At 64.5% G+C, this 26,976-nt stretch carries 28 protein-coding genes and 1 tRNA gene; 10 read left to right on the top strand and 19 right to left on the bottom strand.

Annotated features, from left to right (window positions below):
- Positions 1–27: 27 nt before the first annotated feature.
- The 8 genes from CFK21_RS04595 to CFK21_RS04560 form a co-directional block, all read right to left on the bottom strand.
- Complete coding sequence (locus CFK21_RS04595; protein WP_231971561.1) at positions 28–1,620, bottom strand: sigma 54-interacting transcriptional regulator; 1,593 nt, start codon at positions 1,618–1,620, stop codon at positions 28–30.
- 98 nt (positions 1,621–1,718) lie between these two features.
- Positions 1,719–1,940: an FmdB family zinc ribbon protein gene (locus tag CFK21_RS15635; protein ID WP_096365217.1), complete on the bottom strand. Its 222-nt coding sequence runs from the start codon at positions 1,938–1,940 to the stop codon at positions 1,719–1,721.
- A gap of 32 nt (positions 1,941–1,972) precedes the next feature.
- The gene (locus tag CFK21_RS04585; protein WP_096365215.1) at positions 1,973–2,626 is read right to left on the bottom strand and encodes a beta-class carbonic anhydrase; all 654 of its coding nucleotides are present in this window, start codon (positions 2,624–2,626) and stop codon (positions 1,973–1,975) included.
- A 271-nt stretch (positions 2,627–2,897) separates the two neighbouring features.
- Positions 2,898–4,118, bottom strand: coding sequence for an alginate export family protein (locus CFK21_RS04580; RefSeq protein ID WP_096365213.1), 1,221 nt, complete (start codon positions 4,116–4,118; stop codon positions 2,898–2,900).
- Between the two features lie 187 nt (positions 4,119–4,305).
- Entirely contained in the window at positions 4,306–4,746 is a 441-nt protein-coding gene (gene cynS, locus CFK21_RS04575) for a cyanase (RefSeq protein WP_096365211.1), read from the bottom strand.
- A 50-nt stretch (positions 4,747–4,796) separates the two neighbouring features.
- A complete protein-coding gene (locus CFK21_RS04570; protein ID WP_096365209.1) occupies positions 4,797–5,720 on the bottom strand; it encodes an ABC transporter ATP-binding protein in 924 nt (307 codons plus the stop codon).
- A gap of 10 nt (positions 5,721–5,730) precedes the next feature.
- On the bottom strand, positions 5,731–6,561 hold the full coding sequence (gene ntrB, locus CFK21_RS04565; protein WP_172844254.1) for a nitrate ABC transporter permease: 831 nt from the start codon (positions 6,559–6,561) through the stop codon (positions 5,731–5,733).
- Positions 6,561–8,012 (bottom strand): ABC transporter substrate-binding protein, encoded by a 1,452-nt coding sequence (locus tag CFK21_RS04560; protein WP_096365205.1) that lies wholly within the window; start codon positions 8,010–8,012, stop codon positions 6,561–6,563. The genes ntrB and CFK21_RS04560 overlap by 1 nt, the downstream gene beginning before the upstream one ends.
- A gap of 545 nt (positions 8,013–8,557) precedes the next feature.
- Here CFK21_RS04560 and CFK21_RS04555 point away from each other — a divergent pair.
- From CFK21_RS04555 to CFK21_RS04545, 3 genes are all read left to right on the top strand, one after another.
- Positions 8,558–10,444 (top strand): sigma 54-interacting transcriptional regulator, encoded by a 1,887-nt coding sequence (locus tag CFK21_RS04555; protein WP_197702996.1) that lies wholly within the window; start codon positions 8,558–8,560, stop codon positions 10,442–10,444.
- A gap of 67 nt (positions 10,445–10,511) precedes the next feature.
- Positions 10,512–11,060 (top strand): ferritin-like domain-containing protein, encoded by a 549-nt coding sequence (locus tag CFK21_RS04550; protein WP_096365200.1) that lies wholly within the window; start codon positions 10,512–10,514, stop codon positions 11,058–11,060.
- Positions 11,061–11,227: 167 nt separating this feature from the next.
- Positions 11,228–11,560: a YegP family protein gene (locus CFK21_RS04545; protein WP_096365198.1), complete on the top strand. Its 333-nt coding sequence runs from the start codon at positions 11,228–11,230 to the stop codon at positions 11,558–11,560.
- 100 nt (positions 11,561–11,660) lie between these two features.
- On the opposite strand, the gene CFK21_RS04540 is transcribed toward CFK21_RS04545, so the two are convergent.
- From CFK21_RS04540 to CFK21_RS04495, 11 genes are all read right to left on the bottom strand, one after another.
- Positions 11,661–11,736: transfer RNA gene (locus CFK21_RS04540), tRNA-Thr, on the bottom strand.
- A 203-nt stretch (positions 11,737–11,939) separates the two neighbouring features.
- Positions 11,940–13,964, bottom strand: coding sequence for an asparagine synthase (glutamine-hydrolyzing) (gene asnB, locus CFK21_RS04535; protein WP_096365196.1), 2,025 nt, complete (start codon positions 13,962–13,964; stop codon positions 11,940–11,942).
- A gap of 245 nt (positions 13,965–14,209) precedes the next feature.
- Positions 14,210–15,286 carry an aspartate/ornithine carbamoyltransferase family protein gene (locus CFK21_RS04530; protein ID WP_096365194.1) on the bottom strand — a complete coding sequence of 359 codons (1,077 nt, stop codon included), beginning with the start codon at positions 15,284–15,286 and terminating at the stop codon, positions 14,210–14,212.
- Complete coding sequence (locus CFK21_RS15565; RefSeq protein ID WP_255405053.1) at positions 15,280–15,402, bottom strand: hypothetical protein; 123 nt, start codon at positions 15,400–15,402, stop codon at positions 15,280–15,282. The genes CFK21_RS04530 and CFK21_RS15565 overlap by 7 nt, the downstream gene beginning before the upstream one ends.
- On the bottom strand, positions 15,399–16,847 hold the full coding sequence (locus tag CFK21_RS04525; RefSeq protein ID WP_096365192.1) for a sodium:solute symporter family protein: 1,449 nt from the start codon (positions 16,845–16,847) through the stop codon (positions 15,399–15,401). Before CFK21_RS04525 ends, CFK21_RS15565 begins: the two co-directional genes overlap by 4 nt.
- Positions 16,840–17,592: a cysteine hydrolase family protein gene (locus CFK21_RS04520; protein ID WP_369801241.1), complete on the bottom strand. Its 753-nt coding sequence runs from the start codon at positions 17,590–17,592 to the stop codon at positions 16,840–16,842. The genes CFK21_RS04525 and CFK21_RS04520 overlap by 8 nt, the downstream gene beginning before the upstream one ends.
- A gap of 131 nt (positions 17,593–17,723) precedes the next feature.
- Positions 17,724–18,968, bottom strand: coding sequence for a Zn-dependent hydrolase (locus CFK21_RS04515; protein WP_096365188.1), 1,245 nt, complete (start codon positions 18,966–18,968; stop codon positions 17,724–17,726).
- A 19-nt stretch (positions 18,969–18,987) separates the two neighbouring features.
- On the bottom strand, positions 18,988–19,449 hold the full coding sequence (locus CFK21_RS04510; protein ID WP_157745362.1) for a fibronectin type III domain-containing protein: 462 nt from the start codon (positions 19,447–19,449) through the stop codon (positions 18,988–18,990).
- A gap of 217 nt (positions 19,450–19,666) precedes the next feature.
- Entirely contained in the window at positions 19,667–20,095 is a 429-nt protein-coding gene (locus CFK21_RS04505; protein ID WP_096365184.1) for a Fur family transcriptional regulator, read from the bottom strand.
- Between the two features lie 75 nt (positions 20,096–20,170).
- Positions 20,171–21,286 (bottom strand): glycine oxidase ThiO, encoded by a 1,116-nt coding sequence (gene thiO / locus CFK21_RS04500; protein WP_096365182.1) that lies wholly within the window; start codon positions 21,284–21,286, stop codon positions 20,171–20,173.
- A complete protein-coding gene (locus CFK21_RS04495) occupies positions 21,286–21,750 on the bottom strand; it encodes a type IV pilin protein (protein ID WP_172844253.1) in 465 nt (154 codons plus the stop codon). Before CFK21_RS04495 ends, thiO begins: the two co-directional genes overlap by 1 nt.
- Positions 21,751–21,948: 198 nt before the next feature.
- On the opposite strand from CFK21_RS04495, the gene CFK21_RS04490 reads away from it, so the two are divergent.
- The 7 genes from CFK21_RS04490 (at position 21,949) to CFK21_RS04460 (ending at position 26,969) form a co-directional block, all read left to right on the top strand.
- Positions 21,949–22,506, top strand: a complete 558-nt coding sequence (locus tag CFK21_RS04490) for a GspH/FimT family pseudopilin (RefSeq protein ID WP_096365178.1) — start codon at positions 21,949–21,951, stop codon at positions 22,504–22,506.
- Positions 22,500–23,264 carry a prepilin-type N-terminal cleavage/methylation domain-containing protein gene (locus CFK21_RS04485; protein WP_172844252.1) on the top strand — a complete coding sequence of 255 codons (765 nt, stop codon included), beginning with the start codon at positions 22,500–22,502 and terminating at the stop codon, positions 23,262–23,264. The genes CFK21_RS04490 and CFK21_RS04485 overlap by 7 nt, the downstream gene beginning before the upstream one ends.
- 4 nt (positions 23,265–23,268) lie before the next feature.
- Positions 23,269–24,339, top strand: coding sequence for a pilus assembly PilX family protein (locus CFK21_RS04480; RefSeq protein ID WP_096365174.1), 1,071 nt, complete (start codon positions 23,269–23,271; stop codon positions 24,337–24,339).
- 38 nt (positions 24,340–24,377) lie between these two features.
- Positions 24,378–24,758, top strand: coding sequence for a type IV pilus modification PilV family protein (locus CFK21_RS04475; protein WP_157745356.1), 381 nt, complete (start codon positions 24,378–24,380; stop codon positions 24,756–24,758).
- 150 nt (positions 24,759–24,908) lie between these two features.
- On the top strand, positions 24,909–25,409 hold the full coding sequence (locus tag CFK21_RS04470; RefSeq protein ID WP_172844251.1) for a GspH/FimT family pseudopilin: 501 nt from the start codon (positions 24,909–24,911) through the stop codon (positions 25,407–25,409).
- 4 nt (positions 25,410–25,413) lie between these two features.
- Entirely contained in the window at positions 25,414–25,863 is a 450-nt protein-coding gene (gene pilV, locus CFK21_RS04465) for a type IV pilus modification protein PilV (protein WP_096365168.1), read from the top strand.
- Positions 25,860–26,969, top strand: a complete 1,110-nt coding sequence (locus CFK21_RS04460) for a PilW family protein (protein WP_096365166.1) — start codon at positions 25,860–25,862, stop codon at positions 26,967–26,969. Before pilV ends, CFK21_RS04460 begins: the two co-directional genes overlap by 4 nt.
- Positions 26,970–26,976: the final 7 nt, after the last annotated feature.

Here is a 26,976-nt window from a genome sequence, read left to right as displayed (position 1 = left end):
GAAACCAGAGGCGGGAGGAGACCGGAATCAGCCGGGCATACGGAATTTTGCGGCGCTGATGCCCAGTTCCCTGAGTCTCATGTGAACAGCGCGCGGCGTCACATCCATCGCCCGTGCCACAGCCGTCACATTGCCGTTGTAGCGTTTCAGCGCATCGACGATGAACTCGGACTCGGCCTGCTGCACCGCCCGCTGACGCACCTTCTTCAGACTGTCCATGGCACCCCGAAACGTATAATCCGCTCCGGAACCCGCCACTTCCACCCGCTCGATGACCGGGCCGCGCGAGAACAGGAAGGCACGTTCCAGTCCGTTCTCCAATTCACGCAGGTTGCCCGGCCAGTCGTACTGCATGATGGCGGCCCAGGCGTTGTCATTGAGCGTCTTCGTCGGCATGGCGTGCTTTTCCGACAAGCGGCCCAGGAAATGCTGCACCAGCGGCGGGATGTCATCGATGCGTTCACGCAGCGGCGGCAGACGGATCGGCACCACGTTCAGGCGATGATACAGGTCGCGCCGGAAGTTCCCCAGCTGCACGGCACGATCCAGATCCTGGTTGGACGCCGCAATGATGCGCACATCGGCATGCAGCGTATGCCGGCCGCCGACGCGTTCGAAGCGTCCGTCCTGAAGCACGCGCAGCAATCGCGCCTGCGCGGGAATGGGCAGGCAGTCGATCTCGTCCAGAAACAGGGTTCCGCCATCGGCACGCTCGAAACAGCCATGGTGCACATTGTAGGCATCGGTGAACGCGCCCTTCTCGTGCCCGAACAGGGTGCTTTCGACCAGGTTCTCAGGAATGGCGCCGCAGTTCACCGCCAACAGTTCACGGACGGAGCGCGGACTCATGGCATGGATGGCGCGCGCTATCACCTCTTTGCCCACCCCCGTCTCCCCCGTCACCAGCACTGTCGCACAGGTGGGGGCAACGATCTCGACGGCCTCAAGCGCAGCCCGCATGGCCGCTGATTCAGCCACGATCGACGGCGGCAGGCGCGGTTGCTCGTCCCGACTCGCACTCGGTTCGGGACACCAGGTCTCGCGCAGCCTGGCCTCGATCCGGGATCGCACCTGCGCCGTGTTCGAGCGCGAGACAATGGTCCGGCCCTCGCAGCGGTACTCCTCACCCGGCTTGTCTTGCGCGACCTCCGGATCGATGTAGACACAGACATCGCAGCAGTCATGATTGGTGGCGATGCGTTTGCGCAGCTCCACCTTGGCATAACCAAAATTGCGTGCGGCGATCCCGCCAAAGACACTGGCCGTCATACGGCACAACTCCGGCGCGGAACGCACGCTCTCGCCGAAGGGACAGCGCGTGTTCACGACGCGCACCACGCCCGGTTCGGATGAGGCGCGCGAGAAATTCCCGCCGATCTGATTCTTGAGGTTGATGATCACATCGGCATATTGCTCCGGCCCAATTGCCTGCTGGTAGCCGAGCGTGGTGCGCGCGCTCTCCTCCAGGCAATGACTCGCGGCCAGCCCGACCTGTTCGATGTAGTGATTCATGCCGGCATCCGGATCGGCACAGCCCCGCGCCCCGACCTTCAGGCTCTGGGTGATGAAGGCCTGTAGAAACGACACCGGATTCAGTGGCTTGGTGGAATTGCCTGACATACCCGCCTCCCGCGGTCGATCCGTGTCCCTGCAACTATAGTTCACCGGATCGCCCGGCGCCGGGGACGCAGCCGCATCCCCGGACTGCAGCGGTTGATTCAATGACAGCAGGGACAGCCGGGGCCATGGCGCGGGGACTCGAGCGAACGGGCGGCCTGCTCCCGCCCCTGCGCCATGCGCCCATGCACCGCAGGGGCGGACACCAGGATCCGATGCACGGTTCCGGCGCAGTGCGGACACGGCGGCGGCGGCGCAGCCAGGGAATGGCGGCATTCGAACTGCAACCCGCAGCGGTCACAACAATAGTCGTAAAGGGGCATGATCCATCTTCCTCATCGGTGGTGATACCGGATCAACTCCAGCGTCCCGGCTGCTTGTCCTTGACACCGAACTGACCGGAGGTGACATCGGTGCGGGCGCGGGCCTCGGCCTCCTGGGTGGGTGCGCGCAGACGCCGGGTCTCCACCTCCCAGACCCAACCGCTGACCGTGACATCCTTCGGGATCAGGGGGTGATTCCTGAACGTCTCCACCGTCTTCATGCAGGTCACATCGACATCGTCCATCATGCCGATCCATTTGGCGAATCCGCCCTTGTCGAGCTTGAGTTCGGGCAGAGTGGGATCAAGCGTCAGGTTGTCCGGGTCCACACCCTTGTCACGCAGGGCCGCCTCCAGGTCCTTGGCGTTGGCGGACAGCATTCCACACTGGGTATGCTGGACGATGACGATCTCCCGGGTTCCGAAGAAATTGCAGGTCAGCATCGCCGAGCGGATCGCATCCTCGGTCACGATGCCTCCGGCATTGCGAAAGCAGTGCGCATCACCGCCGCCGACCGGGGTGTCGACCCGTATCCCCAGCGCTTCATCCACGGGCAGGCGCTCGTCCATGCAGGCAAGCACCCACAGACGCCGGTTGTTCGGGCCATCGGGCCCATAGCGCCGGCGCGTGGCCCAGTGATCAAACTGTTCGGTACGTTGGGTCAGTTCGTCCTTCAATGTAGCCATCTCGCACTCCTTAGTGTTGTTGGGCTGAAACGCGGCGGAAGATCCGGCCACGCCCGGCACGGAGTACGCATCATGCGTGCCACCGACAGTCGAGTTAAAAATCAACTCGTTACATCAACACAGAAGGGGCACAGCGAAGCCAGCGGACAGCTGCAGAGGCAGGATAATGAGGAGGATCAAGGAGTTGAGACGACAGAAGGAAAACTTCCCGGCGCGAAGCAATACTTCGCACTGAGGCAGGGGGAAGCCACCCCCTGCTCAGCTGCGTGGTCTAGAAACTGACCTGCCCCCAGACCCAGAACTTCTCGGTGTCCACTCCGAAGCCGTCGGCATCATAGTCGGCGTACTTGATGCCGGCGCTGTAGTGCTTGCCGAAGGATTTCGCCGCCAGCAGGTTCAACTCGGTGCCGTAATCGCCGCCACCGCCCTGCTCGGCCTGGTAGTCGTGGTAGACCGCCAGCAGTTTCGTCCCCATGAGCTTGCCGCCGACCTGGATATAGGTGTCCTCCAGTCCCGCCGCCGGCGTGTTGAGGAATACATCGGCCCAGCCGTTGAAGGCGTGCTTGGTTGCCAGCGGGGTCTCGAAGCCGCTGAAGCTGTCCCCGCCCAGCACCTCATGGCCGATCTTGCCGGTGATGCCGCCGACCGTCGCACCGAGGATGAAATGCATGTACTCGGCATCGATGTTGCTGCTGCCGTCTTCGTAGTCGGACTGTTCGGCATACTCGGCACGGTAGAGCAGCCTGAAGCCGTCCAGATCATAACCGCCATCGACATAGGCACCCAGCGTCTGGCTCGAGGCCGCCCGCGCCGCGGCACCACCGTTGTAGGCGAGGAAATAGCCGTAGGCACCCAGTGTCACCGACTCGAAGCCGGTGTAGCCAAGATTGACGATGTGGTTGTTCATGTCCACATCGGCGCCGAAGATATTCTGCACGTTATCGATATAGGCGTAATTGAAGGTCAGTCCCGGCAGGGCCTGACTGGTCAGGCGCAGTGCGTCGTAGGTCTGTTCCCGCTGACGCCAACCGACATTGCCGACGAAGCGCGCATTGTCCAGGATGATGCGCTGGCGACCGAACTTCGCGGTTGTCTCCGGCAGCAGGCCGCTGTAGCCGAGATATGCCTGGTTGACCTCGGTGCCGTCCGGGTCGCCGATCACCGAATACCCCGCCTTGCCGTTGCCGCCGGGCCCGCTGTTGAAGTCCTCGATCAGCGCCGAGCTGTTCTCCATCTCGACGTAGGCGTCGAAACCCTTGTAGCCGCCGGTGTTGTAGCCCAGGCGCGTGCGCAGGGTCAGGCCGTCGGCCGAGTCCAGGGCATTGTCCTGATCGACCGACTCATAGCGCAGGCGCAGATCGGCCTTGACCTTGCCGCCCGCGAGCGCTTCGGTAAAGGTTTCAGCCGTCGCCGGACCTGCTGCACAGGCGGCCGTGACCAGTGAGGCGACAATGAACCCGGACCCGGAATTGCCGGAAATGGATGTCTGCATGCTTGTTGTGCTCCGTTTGTCCTTATGAATATCTGATTAATCCGTCATTGCGAGGAGCGAAGCGACGTGGCAATCTCTAACCGATTAATTCTGCTGTATGAGATTGCCACGCTACGCTCGCAATGACGGGGTAATCGAATTGATCGGGTTTCCTGTTTAGAAATCGTCAGCCCACTACAGAACCGGCTCACCAGCTCTTGTAGGGCAGAAACTTGCCGCTCATGGTGACCCGCACCCGGTCACCGGCCGGGTTTTCCTCCTTGTCGATATCCATGGAGAAATCGATCGCGCTCATGATGCCGTCGCCGAATTTCTCATGGATCAGTTCCTTGATGGTCTCGCCGTAGACACCGACGATCTCGTACCAGCGATAGATCACCGGATCGGTGGGAACGGCCTGATCCCAGCGCTTGTGCGGATACTGCTGGAGGGCGGTGGACACCACCCCCGGCAGTCCCAGGACATCGATCAGCTTGTCGGCCGCCTCCGCCTTGAGGCTGTTCATGCCCAGGCAGGCGGAGGTCAGAAACACCGGCGCCAGCCCGACCTTCCCGGCCAGATCCTCCCAGCCCATGCCTGATTTGCTTTTGGCCGTCATGATGGCCTCGGTCATTTCCAGCTTGTTCATTGCGTACTCCTGTTGCTCAGTTATCAGTGTTTGTCGCTACAACCGGTTCATCATGCATGGCACCGCTGCATGGCGGCCTGTCGATAGATATCCTGATCAGCCGCCGCAGACACCGGCTCGCGCGTCGGATCGACAATGCGCGGGTACCTGCCAACCTGCGCCTCGGCGCCGGCCGCCGAACCCGAGAGCTCCTTCGAGCGGTTCACCAGGAAATCCACCAGGTGGTTGCGGATCTTGTAGTAATCAGGGTGGTGGATGATGTCGGTGCGGTTGCGCGGCCGATCGATGGAGACCTGCACCGACTCGGCCACCCGGGCCTGCGGGCCGTTGGTCATGAGCAGGATGCGGTCGGCGAGCAGGATGGCCTCGTCGACATCATGGGTGATCATGAACACGGTCTGCTGGGTCTCGTTCCAGATCCGGACCAGTTCCTCCTGGATCATGCCGCGGGTCAGCGCGTCCAGGGCGCCGAAGGGCTCGTCCATCAGCAGCAGCTGCGGCTGGGTGGCGAAGGCGCGGGCAATACTCACCCGCTGGCGCATACCGCCGGAGAGCTGTGAAGGCTTGCGGTGCTCCACCCCCTTGAGCCCGACCAGCTCCAGGAACCGCAGGCTGTGGGCGTTCACCTTCTCCCGGCTCCAGCGCGGCCAGCGTGCACGCACGGCGAAGGTGATGTTGCTCAGTGCGCTGCGCCAGGGCAGCAGGCTGTAGTTCTGGAACACCACCCCGCGCTCCAGGCTGGGGCCGGCCACCTCCCTGCCGTTCATCACCACCACGCCGTCGCTGGCCTCGTCCAGTCCGGCGAGAATATTGAGGATGGTGGACTTGCCGCAGCCGGAATGGCCGATGATGCAGACGAACTCGCCCTTGTCGATGCCGAAGTTGGCATCCTCGAACACGGTCAGGGATTCACCCCTGCCCGGCGCGGGATAGCGCTTGGCAAGGCCCTGGACTTCCACGAAGTGACTGCTCATGTCTGTGCTCCTATTCCTGGTATTCGACCAGACGATTGACGCTGGCCAGTGCTGCATCCAGCAGCATGCCGACGATGCCGATCATCAGGATGGAGAAGATCACGCTGGTCAGGTCGAGATTGTTCCACTCGTTCCACACGTAGTAGCCGATGCCGGTGCCGCCGACGAGCATCTCGGCGGCCACGATCACCAGCCAGGCGATGCCGATGGAGATGCGCATGCCGGTCAGGATGGTGGGCGCTGCGGCCGGCAGGATGACCTGGAAGGCGGTTTTCAAGTGCCCCAGTTCGTGGGTGCGGGCCACGTTGACCCAGTCCTGGCGCACATTGGCCACTCCGAAGGCGGTGTTGATCAGCATCGGCCAGATGGAACAGATGAAGATGACGAAGATCGCCGAGGCCTCGGAGTCCTTGATGATGAACAGGGCCAGCGGCATCCACGCCAGCGGCGAGATGGGCTTGAGCACCTGGATGAAGGGATTCAGCGCCTTCTGCATCAGTGGGGACATCCCCACCAGAAAGCCGATGGGCAGCGCCACCAGCGCGGCCATGAAGAACCCCGTGAGCACCCGGTACAGCGAATACCCGAGCTGGATGCCGATGCCCTTGTCATTGGGCCCGGCGTCGTAGAAGGGATTGCCCAGTTCCTCCATGGCCAGACTGAACACGGCCGAGGGCTGGGGGACGCGCGCCTCCTGCGAGGCGCCGCCCATCAGCTTCTCATATTCGGTCAGCGGCTGGGTGTCGCCGGGCGGGGCATTGAGGCCCTCCCAGATCCCCAGGAACAGGGCCAGCAGCACCACGGAGACGATGGCGGCACGGAACTTCAGCGAATGGATCATCAGCTCCTCCGGATGGCAAAGCTGTTGATGTACTCTTCGGGCCTGGTGTAATCGAACTCCTTGCCCATGATGGTGTAGTTCTCATAGGTCTTCGCCGGCGGCTCGTAGCCGAGCTCCTTCATCACCTTGGCCGTCTCGCCGGCGACATACACCTCCTCGGCGATCTGCTGGTAGTTCACATCACCCTTGATGTAGCCCCAGCGCTTCATCTGGGTCAGGATCCATACGCCCATGGAATGCCAGGGGAAGGGATCGAAGTCGATGCGATCCGGCACGTTCTGCACATTGCCCAGGCCGTCGGCGAAACGTCCCGTCAGCACCTGCTCGATCACCGGCACCGGCTGGTTGAGGTAGTTCTTGGGCGCGATGGCCTCGGCGATCTCCTTGCGGTTCTCCGGCTTGGCCGAGTAGTGGGTGGCGTCGATGATCGAGCGCAGCAGCGCGCCGTAGGTATTGGGGTGGGTTTCGGCGAACTCCTGCGAGCAGGCGAAGGCGCAGCAGGGATGTCCTTCCCAGATATCCTTGGTCAGGGTGTGAATGAAGCCGACCTTCTCCCACACCGCGCGCTGATTGAAGGGATCGGGCGAGAGGTAACCGTCCAGGTTGCCGGCACGCAGGTTGGCCACCATCTCCGGGGGCGGCACCACCCGGATCTGGATGTCGGTGTCCGGGTCCAAACCGTGCTCGGCGACGTAGTAGCGCAGCAGGAAATTGTGCATGGAGTACTCGAACGGCACGCCGAATTTGAAGCCCTTCCACTGCCTGGGATCGCGCTTGTCCTTGTGGTCGTTGTGCAACACGATGGCCTGGCCGTTGATGTTCTCCACCGCCGGCATGATGAAGGGCTTGGCGGTGGAGCCGGCGCCCATGCTCATGGCCAGCGGCATGGGGGTGAGCATGTGGGCAGCGTCGTATTCCATGGACAGGGACTTGTCGCGCGCCACCGCCCAGCCGGCAGTCTTGATCACGCTGACATCCAGGCCGTAGCGCTCATAGAAACCCATCGGATGCGCCATGATGATGGGCGTGGCGCAGGTGATGGGCACGAAGCCGACATCGAGCTTGGTCTTTTCCAGCTTGCCTGTACTCATGGTCTCCTTGATCGCCGCCTTGGCCGCCTCCATGGGGAACACCGAACCGAGCAGTGCCGCTGCCGTGCCCGAGCCCAGCAGCCCCAGGAAGGAACGCCGGCTGATCTCGCTGTGACCGAACACCGAACGCACTACCGCGCTTTCGATGGCGCGGTCCATCACCGCCTCTTCCGAGGCCAGCGTCTCGGTCTGTATCAGCGATTCCGGCGCCGTACCTGCAGCGGCCGCGCCCGCTGCCAGCGGCAGCTGTCCCTCTTCCCGCGTATCGCGATCGGCTGTGCAGCGGCTGCAGGTACAGCCGGCTTCGTGCCTGAGGCTGAGATCGGGATTGAAGGGATCGTTCAGGCTCTTGTAAGTCATGGGTCCAGTCTCCTGTCTGTCACTTGTTGGTGCCGCTATCGAAACCGTTGCACGCCGATGGTGCGTTCATGTCACCGCGTGATGGGAAATTCCCCGAATCTGCGGCGCACACGAACCTGCTTGACACAACACAGAGCAGGGGGCGTGCCAACTCATTCAGAAATCAATAAGACGCTGAAATAGAAATAACTTCCGGATTGACATCAATAATGTGACTGCCGCGATATTTCGTAGCGATACGAAGTTTCGCAGCAGATGCCACGAGGCTTCGTAGTTCTGGCACCGATCTTGGAATGGAAACAGAAAGGCCGTAGGTCGGGTTAGCGCAGCGTAACCCGACAAACACCAAACCCATATCGGATTACGCCCTGCGGGCTGATCCGACCTGCGCAGCTGCCACTGGATTCCCGCCTGCGCGGGAATGACGGTGGCAAGAGAAAGCCCCGTAGGTCGGGTTAGCGGAGCGTAACCCGACAGACATTGAACCAATGTCGGATCAGGCCCCTCCGGGCTGATCCGATCCACGCAACTGGAAACAGAAGATCGTGCATACGCCTACCGAATCGGTACTCGACCACCTGAGCGAAGCGATCCTGGTGATCGACCCCGGGCATGACCGGATTGTGCGCGCCAACTCCCAGACCCATGACCTGCTGGGTTACAGCCAGGAGGAACTCAGCGACCTGCGTCCCAGCCGCCTGTTCATGCCGGATCTGGCCGAGATGATCGCCTTCACCCAGGCAGTGCTGCACCGGGGACACAGCTGGACCAATGAACTGCATGTCCGTACCCGCCACGACGAGCTGGTGCGGCTGGAGATATCCGCCAGCCTGATGCAGGCAACAGATACCGAACTGTTGATCTGTATCCTGCGTGACCATGACCGCCAGGAGCGCCTGCGCCGGGTGAACGAGGCCAATTCCCTGCACCGTGAGGGACTGGAGCGCTGGAAGAGCATCGAACTGGTATTCAGCGAGTTCGAGCGCCAGAACCAGCTCATTCTCAATGCGGCCGGCGAGGGCATCTACGGTGTCGACACCGAGGGGCGGACCACCTTTGCCAACCCGGCAGCCGAACGGATGCTCGGCTGGAAGGCCGAGGACATGATCGGCCGGAACATCCATACCCTGATCCACCACAGCCATGCCGATGGGTGCTGCTATCCTGCACACGAATGCCACATCTTCGCTGCCTTCCGCGACGGCAAGGTCCGGCATGTGGACAACGAGGTGTTCTGGCGCAAGGACGGCAAGGCCATCCCGGTGGAATACACCAGCACCCCCATCATGGAGGAAGGCCGCATTGTCGGCGCAGTGGTGATCTTCCGTGACATCAGCGAGCGCCGCCAGGCCGAGGAACGGCTGCGCGCCGCGCTGGACCAGGTACAGCAACTCAAGCGCAAACTGGAACTGGAAAACGCCTACCTGCAGGAAGAGTACCTGGCTGAGCACAACTACAAGGAGATCGTCGGCCGCAGCCCGGCTATCCACAAGGTAATCCGTCAGATCGAGCTGGTCGCGCCGACGGATGCGGCCGTGCTGATCACGGGTGAGTCCGGCACCGGCAAGGAACTGGTCGCCCGTGCGATCCATGACAGCAGCGACCGGCATGACCGGCCGATGATCCGGGTGAACTGCGCCTCCATTCCCCGGGAATTGTTCGAGAGCGAATTCTTCGGTCACATCAAGGGCGCCTTCACCGGCGCGATGAACGATCGCGCCGGCCGCTTCGAACTGGCCGACGGCGGCACCCTGTTCCTCGACGAGGTCGGCGAGATCCCGCTGGAGTTGCAGGGCAAGCTGCTGCGGGTACTGCAGGAGCAGCAGTTCGAACGCGTGGGCGAATCCGTCACCCGGCGGGTGGACGTGCGCATCATCGCCGCCACCAACCGCGATCTGCAGCGGGAAGTCGCCGAGAAGCGCTTTCGCGAGGATCTCTATTTCCGCCTCAACGTCTTCCCCATCGAGTCCATCGCCCTGCGCCAACGCGCCGAAGACATCCCGCTGCTGGCCGCACACTTCCTCCGGCTTGCCGCCCAGAAATTCGGCAAGCCCGAGGTACAGCTGACCCACGGCGACATCGAACGCCTGCAGGCCTATCACTGGCCCGGCAATATCCGTGAACTGGTCAACGTAATCGAGCGCGCGGTGATTCTTGCCCACGAGGGCCGCCTGCACCTGGACATCAACACCGGTGAGACCGCCGCACAAGCCGCGCCGGCCCGGCCCAACGGCGTCGGCCGCGTCCGCACCCGTGATGAGCTCCGGCAGCAGGAACTGGAGAACATCATCGCCGCCCTGCGCCACTGCAACGGCAAGGTCTTCGGCCGGGGCGGCGCGGCTGAACTGCTGGAGATAAAACCGACCACACTCGCCTCGCGCATCAAGTCCCTGGGCATCAACCGGCACCGATTCGTGGTCCGGCAGGGGTGAGACGGGCTTGCTTCCGGATTGATCAGGGTCAATGCACGCCGCGACCGGCGGTTTACATTACAGACCCATGTCTCGTAAAAATCAGGAATCCGCCCTGTCGCCGGCCCAGGAAGCGCTCGCCCTGGGCATCGCCATCGAGCGGCACAATGCCGCCCACTTTCAGGAGTGGGCCTACCGCTTCCGCGCCTATGACCCTGCCGTAGCGGAATTCCTGTCCGCCCTGGTCGAGGAGGAACAGGAACATGAACGTCAGCTGGCCGCGCTGTATCGCGACAGCTTCGGCGAGAACGCACCGATCCCGGAACGGGAACCCCCGACCGAACTGCGGAAATACATCCCCGGCTTCGCCGCTTTCGGCGAACACTTCCTGATCGCAGAGACCTGGGCCGCCTACAATCTGCTGACCGCGGCCCTCGACATAGAGCGCTTCACCCGCGATTTCTACACCGAACTCCTGGCGCATACCCGGGATCCCGCGCAGGCCGAAATCTACCGGCAACTGGCCGCCTTCGAGGAAGAGCATGAGCGCGCCTTCGAGGAACGCCTGGCCAGGCTGGAACGGGCTCCGACTGCGCCAGCCGACCGCCAGCGTGATGCCAGCAGTAGCAGCGAATAAGCCTGAATTGCCGTCGCAGGACCTGCCTGAAAAACTCCTCTTTCCCTGATCTCCATCAAACAGACCGGACACCAGACCACTGGCAATAGGCAATGGCTGGTCTAACCTTCTAATGGGGTGTCCGTCCACGCGCCCCCTTGTTGACTCATCGCTAAGGAGGCGAAACCATGTCGGTCAGGTTCGAAATCTCGAAAAATGAAAAGGGCGAATATCACTTCAAACTGCTGAACAATGACGGCAAAACCCTGCTGCGCAGCGAGGGATACAATGCCAAATCCGGATGCACCAACGGCATCGAATCCGTACGCAAGAACGCCGGCAATGACAGCCACTACGACGCCAAGACCGCGTCCGACGGGCGGGCCTACTTCAACCTGAAGGCGGCCAACGGCCAGATCATCGGCACCAGCCCCATGTTCGCCGACACTGCCGCACGCGACGCCGCTGTCGCCGCCACAAAAACGGAAGCCGCCGGAGCAGCCGTGGATGACAAAAGCTGAAAGGCCGCCCGCCGGTCAACCGCCGTTCGACGACTGATGGGCATGCCGGGCGGCGATGACAGACACAAAAAGGCCACCGTAAAGGTGGCCTTTTTGTGTCTGGTGCCGGAGAGAGGAATCGAACCCCCGACCTACTGATTACGAATCAGTTGCTCTACCGACTGAGCTACTCCGGCGGCGGCGGCAAGTATAAAAGATGCCGCGCGCGGGGTCCATTTTGGTTTTCAGGGGTTTAGGCTCGGTCACAGGTCGCCGTTGAGCTTGGCGGCCTCTCCTGGCTCCCCCTCACCCTGGCCTTCTCGAGGCTCACGACGGGTCTCCTGACGCCAGCAGTTGAGCCATGGAGATTGCCACGCTGCGCTCGCAATGACGGGACCTTTCAGGCCGCCCAGCCGAGTTCCTTCGCTTTGGCACGGGCCTGGGCGGGGACATCGGTCTGCACGAAGTGCTTGTGCAGGACCTGGACGCCGATCATGTGGTTGATGACGGCGTCGAGCTGCACCTGGGTGGAGGCGCTGGTCTCGGGGTCCTCGTGCTTCTCGAACAGGGCGCGCACGCCGGCCGGATCCAGGATGCCGGCCTGCTCGATGGCCTCGTCGGAGAGGTAGCGGTCGGCCAGGGCCTTCATGGCCGCCCATTTCTTCGGGTCGGTATGCGCGGGCGGCGCCATGAAGGCGAACTTCTCGCGTTCGTACAGGACCTTAGGCAGCAGGCCGCGCATGGCCTCGCGCAGGACGTACTTCTCGGTGCGGCCGCGGATGCGCATGGTCACGGGCAGCCGGGCGGCGTACTCGGCCAGGTGATGATCCAGGAAGGGCGGGCGCGCCTCCATGGAGTTGGCCATGTCCACGCGGTCACCGCCCCAGGTCAGGATCTGGCCTTCGAGCATGGTCTTGATCCAGACGTACTGGGCCTTGTCCAGCGGGTGGCGGCCTTCCAGCATGTCGCCGTCCAGCGCCTCGGCGATGGCCGTGCCGGGCCGATAGCCTTCCACCTCCTTGCGCAGTTTCGGGTGCAGCAAGGGCGCGACATGCTCCGACGCCGACAGCCAGGGCTGCAGGCAGCTGGGGGTGAAGCCGACCAGCTTGTCCAGCGCCGGATCGTCGTACTCGTCCTCGGCCAGCATGGCGCCGGAGAACAGCTTATTGGATTCGGCCAGCATCTGCTGCATGACGGCGCGCTCGGCCTCGGGCAGGGTGTCCAGGCCGTGGCGGAACAGGTCCATACGGAAGGCCGGGTAGCCGCTGAACAGCTCGTCCGAGCCCTCGCCGGTGACCACCACCTTGTAACCGGCCTGGTTCACGTGCCGGCTCATCAGCAGCTTGGCCACGCCCAGGGTGTTGTAGATGGTGCGCTCGGCGTGCCACAGGGTCTCCTCGAAGTTGTCGTAGAGGTGGCCGGCGTTGAGCATCATGATGTCCTGGTCGGCGCCGACCGACTCGGCCATTTCGCGGGCGATGGCGGACTCGTCGTAGTCGGCGTCGTCGAAGCCGATGGTGAAGGCCTTGACCGGCGACTGCTGGGTGGCGGCGGACATGCCCAGGATGGCGCAGGAGTCGATGCCGCCGGACAGATAACAGGCCACGGGCACGTCCGCCTCCAGGCGCAGCTGCACGGCCTCCAGCAGTTCCCGGCGCACGCCTTCGATATATTCATCCTCGTCGTAGTCGTCCTCGAGCTGGGCGCCGCGTTCCTCCATGGTGGGGAAGTCCATGTCCCAGTACTTGAAGTCGCGGATCTTGAACTTGCCGTGGGCGCGCTCGACGATCACCGCGTGCCCGGGCTTGACCTGGTGGATGTTGTCGAAGGCGGTGCTGCCGGGCACCACCGTCTGCATCAGCTGATGGTATACGCCTTTGGCATTGAAGCGGCGCTGCACATCGGGATGGGCGAACAGGACCTTGAGCTCCGAGCCGAACACGAACTGGCCGTTCTGCTCGGTCCAGTACAGCGGCTTTACCCCGAAGCGGTCGCGGATCAGGATCAGGCGGTCGCGCTCCCTGTCATACAGCGAGATGCCGAACTCGCCGCGCAGGTAAGGCAGCATATCCTCCAGGCCCTTCTGCGGATACAGGTGCAGCACCATCTCGGAGTCGCTCTTGGTGCGGAAGCGCGCGCCGCGCGAGGTGAGATCGGCGCGGATGCGCTTGTAGTCGTAGAGCTCGCCGTTCATGGCCAGCATCAGGTTGCCGTCCTCGGAGACGAAGGGCTGTTTGCCGCGGTTTTCGTCCAGGTCGATGATGGTCAGGCGCGCATGGCTGAAGCCCACGCCGCGGTCCTGCATGACGTGATAGCCGAAGCCGTCGGGGCCGCGGTGATACTGGATGGCGGCCATGGCCACCAACTGGTCGGGGTCGATCTGCTTATCCGGATCGGCGTGCATGTAGCCGGCGATTCCACACATAGTCTTGAGACCTTCTTTAAAGAGTTAACCTAATTTTGCATAAAATCGGATGCAGGCTGGATCAGGTGCGCAGCACCGTAACCCAACATGCCGCGGGTTGTCGGGTTACGCTGCGCTAACCCGACCTGCGTGCTTCACTCGTCATTCCGGCCCTGGCCTGCGCCAGGACAGGCTCCAGCCTGAATCCATAAGCAGCGGCGGTTTCTGGATCCCGGCCTGCACCGGGATGACGGAATACTGAGGCATTATGTCGACAGGTCCATCACCTGGTAGATGCGCTGGGTGATGGTGGTCAACAGTGCCATGCGGATATAGACCGCGCCGCGGGCCTGGGCGAAGTACCAGTTGTGCGGTGTGGCGTCCAGGTCGGTGGACAGTTCCTCGCCGCGCGCCAGCGGATGCAGGATGATCGACCCGGGCTTGAGCGGCGAGTTGGCGGTGAGCGCCAGTTCCTCGCCCAGGCGCTCGAAGGTATCGCCGACCCAGGCGATGGAGTTGATGTACACCACGTCCAGCCCGGGCAGTTCGTCGTTGAGCCGCCGCGCCACCCGCAGGCTCAGGCCGGCCTGCTCCAACTCCGCCTTCTGACCATCGTCGAAGGCATCCTCGGTATCGCAGATGATCACGATCTCGCTGATGGCCTGCGGAAACAGCGACAGGAACAGCAGCAGGCTGCGCACGGTGCGCATGCGGGCAGGCACGCCGATGATGCCGATGCGGATCCTGTCGGCCTCGGCGACCTGCGCATCCAGCAACTCCGGGCGCCATTTGAAAATCGCATAAACATCGGCCAGGGCCTGGGTGGGATGCTCGTCGATGCCGTTGCCGGCATTGATGATGGGGATGCGCAGGGATTCCAGCATCTCGTAGACAGCGGTATCGCTGCTGTCGCGCAGTACCACCAGGTCGCCGTAGTTGTTGAACATCTCGGCCACGTCGGCCAGCGACTCGCCCTTGGCGATGCCGGTACTGGCCGGATCGGTGATGGACATGATATCGCCGCCCAGGCGATGCCAGGCCGATTCGAACGACAGCCGGGTGCGGGTGCTGGGCTCGTAGAAGGCGCTGATCAGGATCTTGCCGGCCAGCGGCGGCTGCATCAGGTGCGGCGTGGTTTCGTACATGGCGGCCATGCGACACAGCTGGGCCACGGTGCGGCGGTCGAACTGACGGGCGGAGACCACATGCCGGTTGGCCAGATCCACCAGCGGCTCGGGGTCTTCCTGCACATGTTCGACCAGGGCCAGGGGACGCTCGTTGCCGCGGGTGCCGTCCTTGGGTTGAACCGGCTCGCGCAGCAGCGCTTCGTACTCGTTCACCAGAGATTACCTCGCTTCCAGTCGCGAATCAGCATAACCAGCAGCGCCACCGGCGCGATGGCGGTGATCACCAGGGCGATGCTGACCAGTATGGATAAAAAATCCTGGCTTGCCATCATGCAGTCTGCTCCTCGCCGGGGTGGGCCTCGCACAGCCTATCCCAGTCGTAGTCCTGCGGCCAGAGCCAGGTACTGACCAGCACCAGCGCCATGGACACGGCCGCACCGGTCAGGGCGGCCACGTAGAAACCGATCATGTGATAGGCAATGATACCGGCAATACTGCCCAGGGCCATGCCCAGCACTGCACCGACGGTGTTGGTGCGTTTCCAGAACAGGCCGGCGGCGATGGGCCAGATGGTGCTGGCCACGAAGGCGCCGGTGAAGTGCAGCACCTGCGCCAGGGTACCGAGCTGCAGGGCACTGACGATCCAGGTGAGGATCCCCAGGCCCAGGATGGTCCAGCGGGTGGCGCTGCGCAGTTCACCCGGCGCGGCCTTCGGCCGCAGGTGACGGCGGTAGATGTCCTCCACCAGCAGGATGCTGGTCGCCGCCAGCAGCGAGTCCAGGCTGGAGGACAGGGCCGAGAACACCATGATCAGCACCAGCACGGCGCCGGTCACGCCCAGGATCTCGCTGGAGACCAGCGGGCCGACCATGTCGGCGGCCGGCACGTTCACGTCCATGGCGGGCGCGGCCAGGGCAATGAAGCCGGCAACGATCGGGATGGGCGCCCAGAAGATGCCGGCGGTGAAATAGGCCTTGAAGCCGACGTCCTCGCGAAAGGCGAAGGCCCGGCTCCACCAGACATTGGAGTGGAAGATCTCGCCCACGCCGAACAGCAGGTTGTTGAACAGGAACATGATCGCCGCCGGCATCAGCAGATTGAGCAGTTCCGGCCGCTCGCGGGTCACGCTTTCATGGATCTGGTCGAAGCCGATCTTGTCGATGGCGAGATAGGCGATGACGACCAGCCCGGTCAGGATCAGGATGGCCTGGATGAAATCGGTGCCGATGACGGCGCGGAAACCGCCCAGCAGGGTGTAGCCGACGCAGATCACCAGGATCACCGACATGCCGTAGATATACTCGATGCCGGTCAGGGCGTTGATCAGCTTGCCGCCGGCCATACCCATGCTGACCAGCCAGCCCAGGCCGTAGACCAGCGAGATCACCAGGAACACATACCAGGCGGTGCGCCCGTAGCGCAGCCGCACGAAGTCGCCGCTGGTGTAGCCGAACGGCATCAGCCGGCGGATGCGCCGCGCCAGGGGCGCGAACAGCAGCAGCCCGACCGAGCCCAGCGAGTAGCCCAGCATGCCCCATACGCCCATGCGGTAGGCCAGTTCGGGCGCGGTCATGGTAGTGTTGCTGGTCACCCAGGTGGCCATGGCGGTGGCGGTGCCCAGCGCAATGCCGACCTTGCGCCCGGCCAGCACGTACTCGTCCAGTTCCTGCGCCTTGCGGCCCCAGAACCAGCCGAGAAACACCCAGATCACGCTGAAGATGGCCAGGATGGTCCAGCCGATGGTCGGATCCAGAATGGCGCTGTTGACGCTATTCATCGGTCACCACTTCCCTGATTTCGTCAATGATCTCATGGGTGGTCATGACCCGGGCATAGCGGTCCTTCATGGTGGTGATGGTGGCCTGCTGCAGTTCCGGCGTGACGGTGGCGCAGGCATCCTCCACCAGGGTGACGTAGAAGCCGAGATCGCAGGCGTCACGGATGGCGGTGGAGACGCACTCGTTGCTGTACACACCCACCACCACCAGGCCGGTGATGCCCAGGTTGCGCAGGATATATTCGATGTTGGTGGAGTTGAACACGCCGCTGGCGGTCTTGTTGATCACGATCTCGTCACCGCAGGGGGCCACCAGTTCGATGAACTCGGCCTCCTTGGAACCCGGCGCGGCATGCAGCCCCAGACGCTTGTGGCCCGGACCGCGGTCACGGCCGTTCTGGGTCAGCGACTGGATGCGGGTATGGATCACTTCGAGACGGTTGTCGCGGAAGGCATCCTGCAGCCGGCGCACGTTGGGCAGCACCACGTGTTCCAGGCGGTCGAAATAGTACTCCTGCGCGGCGATCGGCACGCCGGAGCGTTCGGCGTCGGCGAACACGCCATGGCCGCGGGCGGCATCCAGGTACTGCAGATCGATGCACAGCAGCGCGGTGTTGTGCCGCTCGAGGGATTTCTGCAGCGCCGGAACATCGGTGATGGATTCGCGGTAGGTCTCCCGCAGCGGATCGACATCGGTGAACTGTTCGATCTGTTGTGCTTCCCGTTTGTTGTCTTCCATAGCCATTTCGCTTCTTCGGCAGTTGTTCGGCGGCCGGCAGGCAGATGCAGGTTGGGTCAGGTGCGCAGCACCGTAACCCAACATGCCACAGCTGTCGGGTTACGCTACGCCAACCCGACCTACGTGTCAGGCAGTCCTCATGATTCGGCCGCCAGCCGGTGCAGCACCTGCAGCGCCAGATTGGCGCCGCGCTGGATATCCTCCCAGTCGGTCCATTCGGCCGGGGAGTGACTGCGCCCTTCCTTGCTGGGGACGAAGATCATACCGGCGCGGGTCAGTCTGGCCAGCATCTGGGTATCGTGCGCCGCACCGCTGGGCATGCGCAATGTCTCCATGCCCAGTTGATCGGCGGTCTCGGCGATGGTCTCGATCAGGCCCTTGTCGCAGTGCACCGGCTCCAGTTCGCTCAGCACCTCGAACTCGAACATCAGATCGCGGCGGCGGGCGATGGTGGACAGGGTGCGACGGCAGGCATCATTGAGCTGCGACAGCACCTGGGGATCGGTATCGCGCACCTCGAGCGAAAACTCCACCGTGCCCGGCACCACATTGGCCGCGCCGGGGAACAACTGGGCCCGGCCGATGGTGGCGACACTGGCCGGACTGCCGTGCTCCTCCAGGATGCGGTTGATCTCCATGGCGAACTCGGCCAGGCCCTGGAAGGCATCGCGGCGCATGGTCATGGGCGTGGTGCCGGCGTGGTTAGCGGCGCCGATCAGGCGCACGTCCCACTTGAACAGCCCGGCGATGCCGTCGACCACGCCGATGCCGACGCCGTGGCGGTCCAGCACCGGACCCTGCTCGATGTGCAGTTCCACAAAGGCATGCAGGGTCTCCGGCCGGCGCGCGGCGCGCAGGGCATCCATGGCGTTCATGCCGCGGGCCTGCATGGCCTCGACAATGCTGGTGTTGTCGAGGTCGCGGGCCTGATGGATCTTCTCCGGGGTGAGGAAACCGCACAGGGCCTGGGAGCCGAACATGCCGCCGAAGCGGCCCTCCTCGTCGGTGAAGGAGACCGCTTCCAGGGGAAAGCGCAGGGGGATGTCGTGATCCTTGAAGCAGCGCACGCATTCCAGTGCGACCAGCACGCCCAGGACGCCATCCAGGTGCCCGGCACCGGGCACGGTGTCGGCATGCGAGCCCATCATCACGCTCGGGCGTTTGCCGTCCCAGCCCAGGCGGGCGTGAACATTGGCCGCGCCGTCGACGAACAGTTCCAGACCGGCCGCCTCGATGCGCCCGGCCAGCCACTCGCGGCCGGCCATGTCGCCGTCGCTGAAGGCCATGCGGTACAGGCCCATGTCCTCGCGCCGGCCGATCTGGGACAGGGCCTCGATGTCGGCCTGCAGGCGGGGGAAATCGATTTCAAAGGGTGCTGACATAAACGGATCCTTGTCCGGCTCAGTCGTCGCGCGCGCCGCGCGTGATCAGGATGACAGTGGCCACGAACACCACCAGCCCGACGGCGAAGAAACCCAGGGCGCGGGACAACGGGTGATGGCGTACCTCGACCGTCACCGCCTCGCTCCAGGCCGAGGGACCGGGCTCGACCACCCGGACCCGGTAACTATAGTCACCGTCGGGCAGACCGCTCAGCTGGGTGGCCGTGTCGGGTCCCCGGTAGCGGGTGCGGGTCTCGGTGAACCCCTGCGCCGCGGACTGCTGGAGTTCGTAGACCGCCCCTTCTGCGCCGCCCTGCCAGCTGAGCCGGAAGTCGCCGGCCGTGGCCAGAGACTGGCTGGTTTCGAGCACGGGCGGAGCCGCCCGAACCGGCAGGACAGCGAACAGCAACAGCAGGCCCGTCAGTCCCAGCGACCGCAGGGCGCGGGGGTCGCGGATTTTGTTCAGTCTGGATAAAGGCATCTGATTCTGGCTCCGCAGCTTGTCTGTGCGCGGCTCCGAACAGTCGATATTATTGCACAAAACTATTTATTCGCAAAACAACATCAATGAGTTACCGGATAGAACGTAGGATGGGTGAAGCAAAGCGCAACCCATCGCAGCGGTTGGCGCAATGATAGGTTACGGCATGCGCCTTCCCCCATCCGACCCGGATGAAACAAGGTAATAGAAGAGCGGCTCAGTCGCCGTTGCGGACCCGGATGATGATATCGACGCCGTCGGTGACCGTCCCCGGGGGCGGGGCCGGCAGGCGCGTCAGGCTGCATTCACGGGGATCGATGTCGGTCAGGCTGCCGGTATCGACATTGTAGAAGTGGTAGTGAGGTTCGGTGTTGGGATCGTAGAAAACCCGGCTGGGATCGACGATGACCTCCCGTACCAGCCCCTTGCTCGCGAACAGGCCGAGGGTGTTGTAGACGGTGGCCTTGGAGACGCGGGCGGTATCCTGGTTGACCATCCGCAGCACATCATCGGCCGACAGGTGCTGGTCCCGTGCGAACAGGACGCGCGCGATCTGCACCCGCTGCTGGGTGGGCTGGATATCATGCTGCGTCAGCAGGCCCATGACCTGCCTGGCATCCAGCGGCTTGTGGACGGTTGTTTCCATGACTACGGATTATAACGCCAACTTTTAGAACAAGTCTATATCCAGCCCCTGAAACATAGCCTGGCCGGACCCGATTTACCCAATTTTTTCAGGGTCATAGTCGACCGGCGGCAGAATCGGCTCGCCTCCGAGCAGCAGATCCCCGAGCAGTCGGGCCGAGGCCGGCCCCATGACCACCCCGTTGCGGAAATGCCCGGTGTTTATATAGAGGTTGCGCAGCACCGGATGGCGGCCGATGGCCGGAATACCGTGCGGCGAGCCCGGCCGCAGCCCGGCCCAGTGGTGTTCCACCGGCGCCCGGGCCAGGTCCGGCACCAGCGCGGTGGCAAACCGCAGCAACTCATCCTCGGCCTCGGGGGTGGTGGTCTTGTCGAACCCCGTGTACTCCAGGGTACTGCCGGCCAGGATGCGGCCGTCGCGACGGGGGATCAGGTAGTGGCCGGAGGCGAGCACCATGTGCCGCAACTGCCCCGGTTCGGCCCGCAGCAGCAGCATCTGGCCGCGCACCGGCTCGATCGGCAGGCTCCAGCCGGTCGCGGCCAGCAGCCGACCGGTCCAGGCTCCGCCGGCGACCACCAGGACCTGCACCGGGATCTCGCCCCCGGTCGTGGCCACCGCCGTGACCCGCCCGCCGCTCTCGTCGCACACACAGGCGGTGACCTCGCAGTGTTCACGCACCGGCACTTCCAGGGCGGAGAGCGCGCCGCGCAGCGCCTTGACCAGCCGCGGATTGCGCACCTGGGAGACGAACGGCAGCCACAGGCCCGCGCCGGTATCGGCGGCCAGGGCCGGCTCCAGGGCATGCACCCCGGCCGGGTCCAGCGCGCAGACCTCGCGCCGGAACCGTGCCGCCCAATCCTGCGCCTCCGGCTGCTGGTCCGGATCCAGGACCAGCATGCCGCTGGGTTCCAGTTCCGGGTCGATCCCGCTCAGTTCCCGGATATCGCCGATCCAGTCCGGGTAGTGGTCCTGGCTCCAGCAGGCCAGGGCATTCACCGGGTCGGGATAGCGCCAGGGGTAGAGCGGCGACAGGATGCCGCCGCCGGCCCAGGAGGATTCCTGGCCCACATCGCCGCGCTCCAGCAGGCTGACCTCGCAGCCGGCCCGCCGCAGCACATAGGCGGTGAACATACCGATGATGCCCCCGCCGATGATGGTGACCGGCTCTGATGTGTGTGTCTGTGTATTCATCAACCTCGCCAACAGCGGGCGCCGGCGAACCCCGAGCCCAGCACCGGCCCGTCCTGATCCAGCGCGAAGGCCCCGCAGGGATCTCCGGCCTGGGCCCCATTGCGCCGCGGCCGCGCGATCGCCCGGTAGCCGGCCGGACCGCGGGCGTGCAACTCCAGCCGGTAATGCCCCGCCAGAGACTGCGCCGTTCCCCAGCCCAACTCGGCCAGGGTCGCATAGTCGGTGTCCTGGGCCCGCCACTGTTCCTGCTGCAGCTGGATGCGCAGCAGGGTGGTGATCGCATCCTGCCGCCGCACCCGCTGGAAGTGCTCGACGAAGCCCGGCCAGGCCAGGGTTGTCAGCAGCGCCACGATCACCAGCACGACCATGAGTTCCAACAGGGTCAGGCCCGAATGCCGCCTGCCCGGGCCGGGTTTCACCAACCCGTCATCCCCGCGCAGGCGGAGATCCAGTACCTTTGGCATCGGCGGCCTGCTGGATTCCGGCCTGCGCGGGAATGACGTCCTCGGGACCAGCCTCATCCGGGGCAGGCCCCGTCTGCGTATCACGTTCATATCGCCTCCTTGCGTAATCCCTCGCTGACAGAATCCGTTGTCAGCGGCTGGCAGGCACGCGCCCGCCATCCCCCTATACTAACACCCGCACACCTTGGAGACAGGATCATGGACGATCACGACCAACGGGGTGTCACCCTGATCGAGGTATTGCTCGCGCTCGCCCTGCTGGTGCTGCTGATCACCCAGGCCGCGCCCGCCCTGGGCCAGTGGCTGGAACGTCAGCGCCTGCACAGCGTCGCGCGGGCACTGGCCGCCGACCTGCAGCAGGCCCGCCAGGAGGCGATCACCCGGGGCGGCAACCAGCCGGTATACCTGCACTTCCGCGCCGGCGGCAGCTGGTGCTATGGCCTGTCGCGCCAACCCGACTGCGACTGCAGACAGACGGACGCCAGCCACCCCGAGGCCTGCCTGTTCACCCGCCGCAACGTGCAGCGACTCGTGCGCCGCGACGCCGGCCCCTGGCCCGGCATAACATTGAAGCGTGCCGCCTTCACCCTGGGGGCATCATTGCGCTTCGACCCGCTGCGCGGGCTGGCCAGCGCCGGCCGGCTGGAACTGGAAAACCGTTACGGGCAGCAGCTGCAGGTGCGTGTCAGCCCGCTCGGACGCATCCGCCTCTGCCGTCCCGGGGCGCAGGGGGCATGGGGGGTCGCGCCATGCTAGCCCGCATTTTTCACCGTCCTTCTACTGCGACGAACGGCGGTGAGAAATGCGGGCTGAACCAGCGCGGCTTCACCCTGACCGAACTGCTGATCGGCAGCACCCTGGGCCTGATCGTACTGGCCGGCGCCCTGCGGCTGTATCAGGGCAACGCCCTGGCCACCGCCGCCAGCCTGCGGCTCACCCGGCTCAACTACGAGGCGAGGGAACTGCTCGGCCACATGGCCGTGGACGCCCGACGCAGCGGCTACTGGGCCGGCACCCCGGGGCTGGATGCGCCCGCCGACAATCCCTTCATGCGGACGCCGCACAACCTCCGGACCGGCCGGCATCCCGGCGAACCGTCCGCCTCCTGCCTGCTCTACAGCTATGACCTGAATGCCGACCGCGAGGTCGGGATCGGCTCGCTCACTGCCGTCGGACCGCATACCAACCGGGCGAACATGGAACTGTTCGGCTTCCGCCTCAGCCGCGGCCGGCTGCAGCAGCGCCAGGGCGGGCGCCACCACGGCTGCGATGCCGGACGCTGGCAGAACCTGACCGGCAGCGACACCCGGGTCACCCGGCTGGAATTCCGGCTGCACCGCGATTGCCTGAACCTGCAGCGGCTGGGACAGGCCTGCCGGCGCGGCGAGCCGGCACAACTGCTGCGCCGCCTCGACATCCGGCTGGCGGCAGAAAGCCGCAGCGACCCGGACGTCAGCGTCACCCTGCAAACCCGCGTGCGGCTGGCCAACGACCGGCTGCTGCGGCAGTGGTGAAAGCATGCGGATACGACGCACCCAGACCGGCCTCGCCACCCTGACCACCGTGCTGATGCTGATTGCCGGGGTGTCCGCCCTGAGCCTGACCATTGCCCGCACCACCCATACGGAACAGCGTCTGGCGAACAAGCAGGCCGATTTCACCCGGGTCCGGTTCGCCGCCGAGGCCGGGCTGGAATTCGCCATTACCGAACTGCGGCGCAATCCCCTCAGCTGGCTGACAGTCGCCCCCGATCGGGAAGTCGCCGTGCCGGCCGCCACGCCGCCGCCCGTGCGCACCGCCAGCGGCGACCGCTTCGGGCTCAACATCCGCTACGAACGCCACCCGCTGCGGCCGAAATACCTGCGCATCCACGTCGACACCCAGGCCACCCTGGCCCCGGACATCACCGGCATCGTGCAGCAGGCCGTGCGGCCCTACACGGTCCTCACCGAAACCGCCGAACAGGCCCCGCCGCTGATCCTGGCCGGCTGCCTGTCCCAGCCTCACGGGCCGGCCGATCTCTATCCCCGCAATGCCGACCGGCACAATGCCAGCACCGCCGCCTGGACCGCATCCTCCCTCGCCTGCCTGCACACGACCGGCCTGGATCTGCACCGCGGCACCCTCGCCGCCCTGGCCACAGGCCAGCCCGACCTGTGGCCGGCCCTGCTGTCGGTCAGCCGCGCCCGGTTCCGGCAGCTGGCCGACGATCACCGCAACCGGCTGCCGGAGGCCCGGCGCCGCTACTGGTGGGCCCGGCCCGGCGACCTGCGCCACGGTCGCTGGCACCGCAGTCTCGGCACACCGGACCAACCCGTGGTCCTGGTCTTTCCCGCCGGTCTCGGCTGTCCCGCATTCCAGACCGGCGTGCGCATCCACGGCTTCGTGTACATCGACGCCGACTGCGGCGCCGCGCCGGCCTGGGACAGCCTGCGCATCTACGGCAGCCTGGCCGTCAACGGTGATCTCAAGCGCCTGTCCGGCTTCACCCGACTAGCGCACATCGAGCAGGCCAGCGGCCACCCCTCCGAACTCCGGCTGCCCATCTACGAGGTTGCCCGCATCCCGGGCAGCTGGCGCGACTTCTGACCATGCGGACACGGAAAAAACAGTCCGGAATCAGCCTGATGGAGGCCCTGATCACCCTGGTCATCCTGGGCATCGGCCTGGCCGGGGCGGCGAAGTTCCAGGCCTTCGCCCTGAGCGGCAACCGCGAGGTCAAGAACCGGGCCGAGGCGGTCAACCTGCTGCGCGAACAGGCCGCCCGCCTGCGCCATTTCGCCACCCTGCAGCAATATCAGGCACTTCCGGCCCGCGGCAGCCGCCAGCATCCCGGGACCCTCACCACCTATCACCTCGACTGGCAACTCACCCCCGCGCCCAACGGCGACTGGAAACGGCTGACGCTCCGGGTCCACTGGCCGACCGCCACCGGCCCCCGCCGGGAGGCCATCCAGACCCTGATCGCCGGCCACGAGCCCGCCCGCAGCGGCTGGCGTCTGAAGTAAATCCTTAAACTTCCTGCTTTTCCCTGCCGCTACCCTTCACTGCCCGCAGCAGCCCGGATTCGACCCTGAATCCGACCGCTCATCGGCCATTGGCGGCCACTCGTCGCCAGAATACTGACACTTGCACGCCGGACAGGTATGACTGGACCCATGAAAAGCGCACACGGATTCACCCTGATCGAACTGATGATCACCCTGGCACTGGCGGCCATCATCCTGACGCTGGGCGTACCCAGCTTCACCGAGACCATTCGCACCAACCGCGTCGCCACCCAGGTCAACGAACTGGTCACGGCCCTGAACCTGGCCCGCAGCGAGGCGATCAAGCGCGCCACGGCGGTGACCGTCTGCGCCAGCGCCGACCAGGCGACCTGCTCCGGCAGCAACGACTGGCGCACCGGCTGGATCGTGGTCACCGACGACAACACCAGCGGCTCGCCCAGCGAGAATACCGTGGTACGGGTCTGGGGCGCCCTCAAGGGGGTGGCCAACGACGACTGGGGCGCCGATTACGTGCGCTATCAGAGCACGGGCATCACCAATGTCAGCACTAAGCTGACCCACAAGATCGTGGGCTGCTCGGGCAACCAGGCCCGCGAGATCGAGATCAATGCCGCCGGCCGCATCGATGTCACAGAGATGAGTTGTTGAACCCATGAACAAGGCACGCATCCACAACACGACGCATCGCATGGCCCGCGGCTTCACGCTGCTCGAGGTGCTGATCGCGGTGCTGGTCCTGTCCATCGGCCTGCTGGGCCTGGCCGCGCTGCAGGCGACAGGCATGAAGAACAACCACAGCGCCCACATCCAGTCGCAGGCCACCATCCTGGCCTACGACATCCTGGACCGCATGCGCGCCAACCGCGACGCGGCCCAGAACAACGATTACGACCTGGCCCTCAATGCCAGCGCGCCGAGCGGAAGCACCATCGCCGAGACCGATCTGGCCCAGTGGCGGGCCCAGCTGGCCGCCTACCTGCCCTCCGGCACCGGTTCGGTCAACGTCAACGGCGACATGGCCACTGTCATCGTCCAGTGGGACGACACCCGCACCGAGGATGGCTCGGCAACCCAGCAACTTCAGTTTCAGAGCGAAATATGATGCACGCCAGACACACCTCCATACCGGGCCGTGAAGCCGGCATCACCATGATCGAGATCATGGTCGCGCTGACCGTGAGCCTGATCCTGGCCGCCGGGGTCATGCAGATCTTCATCAGCAGCAAGTCGACCTATCACATGCAGACCGAATCGGCGCGGCTGCAGGAAAACGGCCGCTTCGCCGCGGAGTTCATGGCCCGCGACATCCGCATGGCCGGCTATACCGGCTGCGCCTCCCGCCCAAACGACGAAACGACGCCCAGCGATCGTGTCACCAACACCCTGAACAGTTCGAACCAGCTCGCCTACAACTTCACTGTCGGCATCGAGGGCTTCAACGACGTCAGTAGCGCCCCGACCTACCTTTCCGCCGCCGGCATCACCCCGGTCTCCGGCAGCGACGTGGTCATTGTGCGACGCAGCAGCGACGCCGGTGTCCGCGTATCGCAGAACAACAACGGTGGGCAAGTGTTCGTCGAACACAAATCCACCCAGAGCGGCGCATGCAGCGGCGGATCGGATATGCTCAGCGGCCTGTGTGTCAATGATATTGTCATGGTGTCCGATTGCCAGAAGTCGCGTATTTTTCAAATCACTCCCACGATCACTGCCACCGGCAACGAACTTAATCTCACGCATGTCTCTTCCGGCTCACCCGGCAATGCCATCGCTTCCTGGGGAGGCGCCAGCGCACCGGAGGAGGAGCAGTTCGGCCCCGGCTCGGAGATCATCAAGATCGTGACCTACGCCTACTACATCGCCAACAACGCCGACGGCATCCCCTCCCTGTACCGCACCGAGGGCACCGCCGCCACGACTCTGGAACTGATCGAGGGCGTGGAGGACATGCAGGTGGAATACGGCGAGGACACCATCGGCGAAATCGACGGGGTGGCCGACGTCTACCGCACGGCCAACGCCGTGGTCGACTGGGAGCGGGTGGTCAGTGTCCGGCTCTATCTCATGCTGCGCAGCGACAGCCCCAACGTGACCGACGGCGCCCAGCCGGTGCTGTTCAACAACACGACCGTCACGCCTGCGGCCAGCGACCGCTATCTGCGGCGGGTACTGACCAAGACCATTGCGCTGAGAAACAGGACCAGCTGAACGCGGA

It is taken from the genome of Thiohalobacter thiocyanaticus, assembly GCF_002356355.1.
Taxonomy (GTDB): domain Bacteria; phylum Pseudomonadota; class Gammaproteobacteria; order Thiohalobacterales; family Thiohalobacteraceae; genus Thiohalobacter; species Thiohalobacter thiocyanaticus_A.
This window is presented reverse-complemented; position numbering and strand designations above follow the sequence as displayed.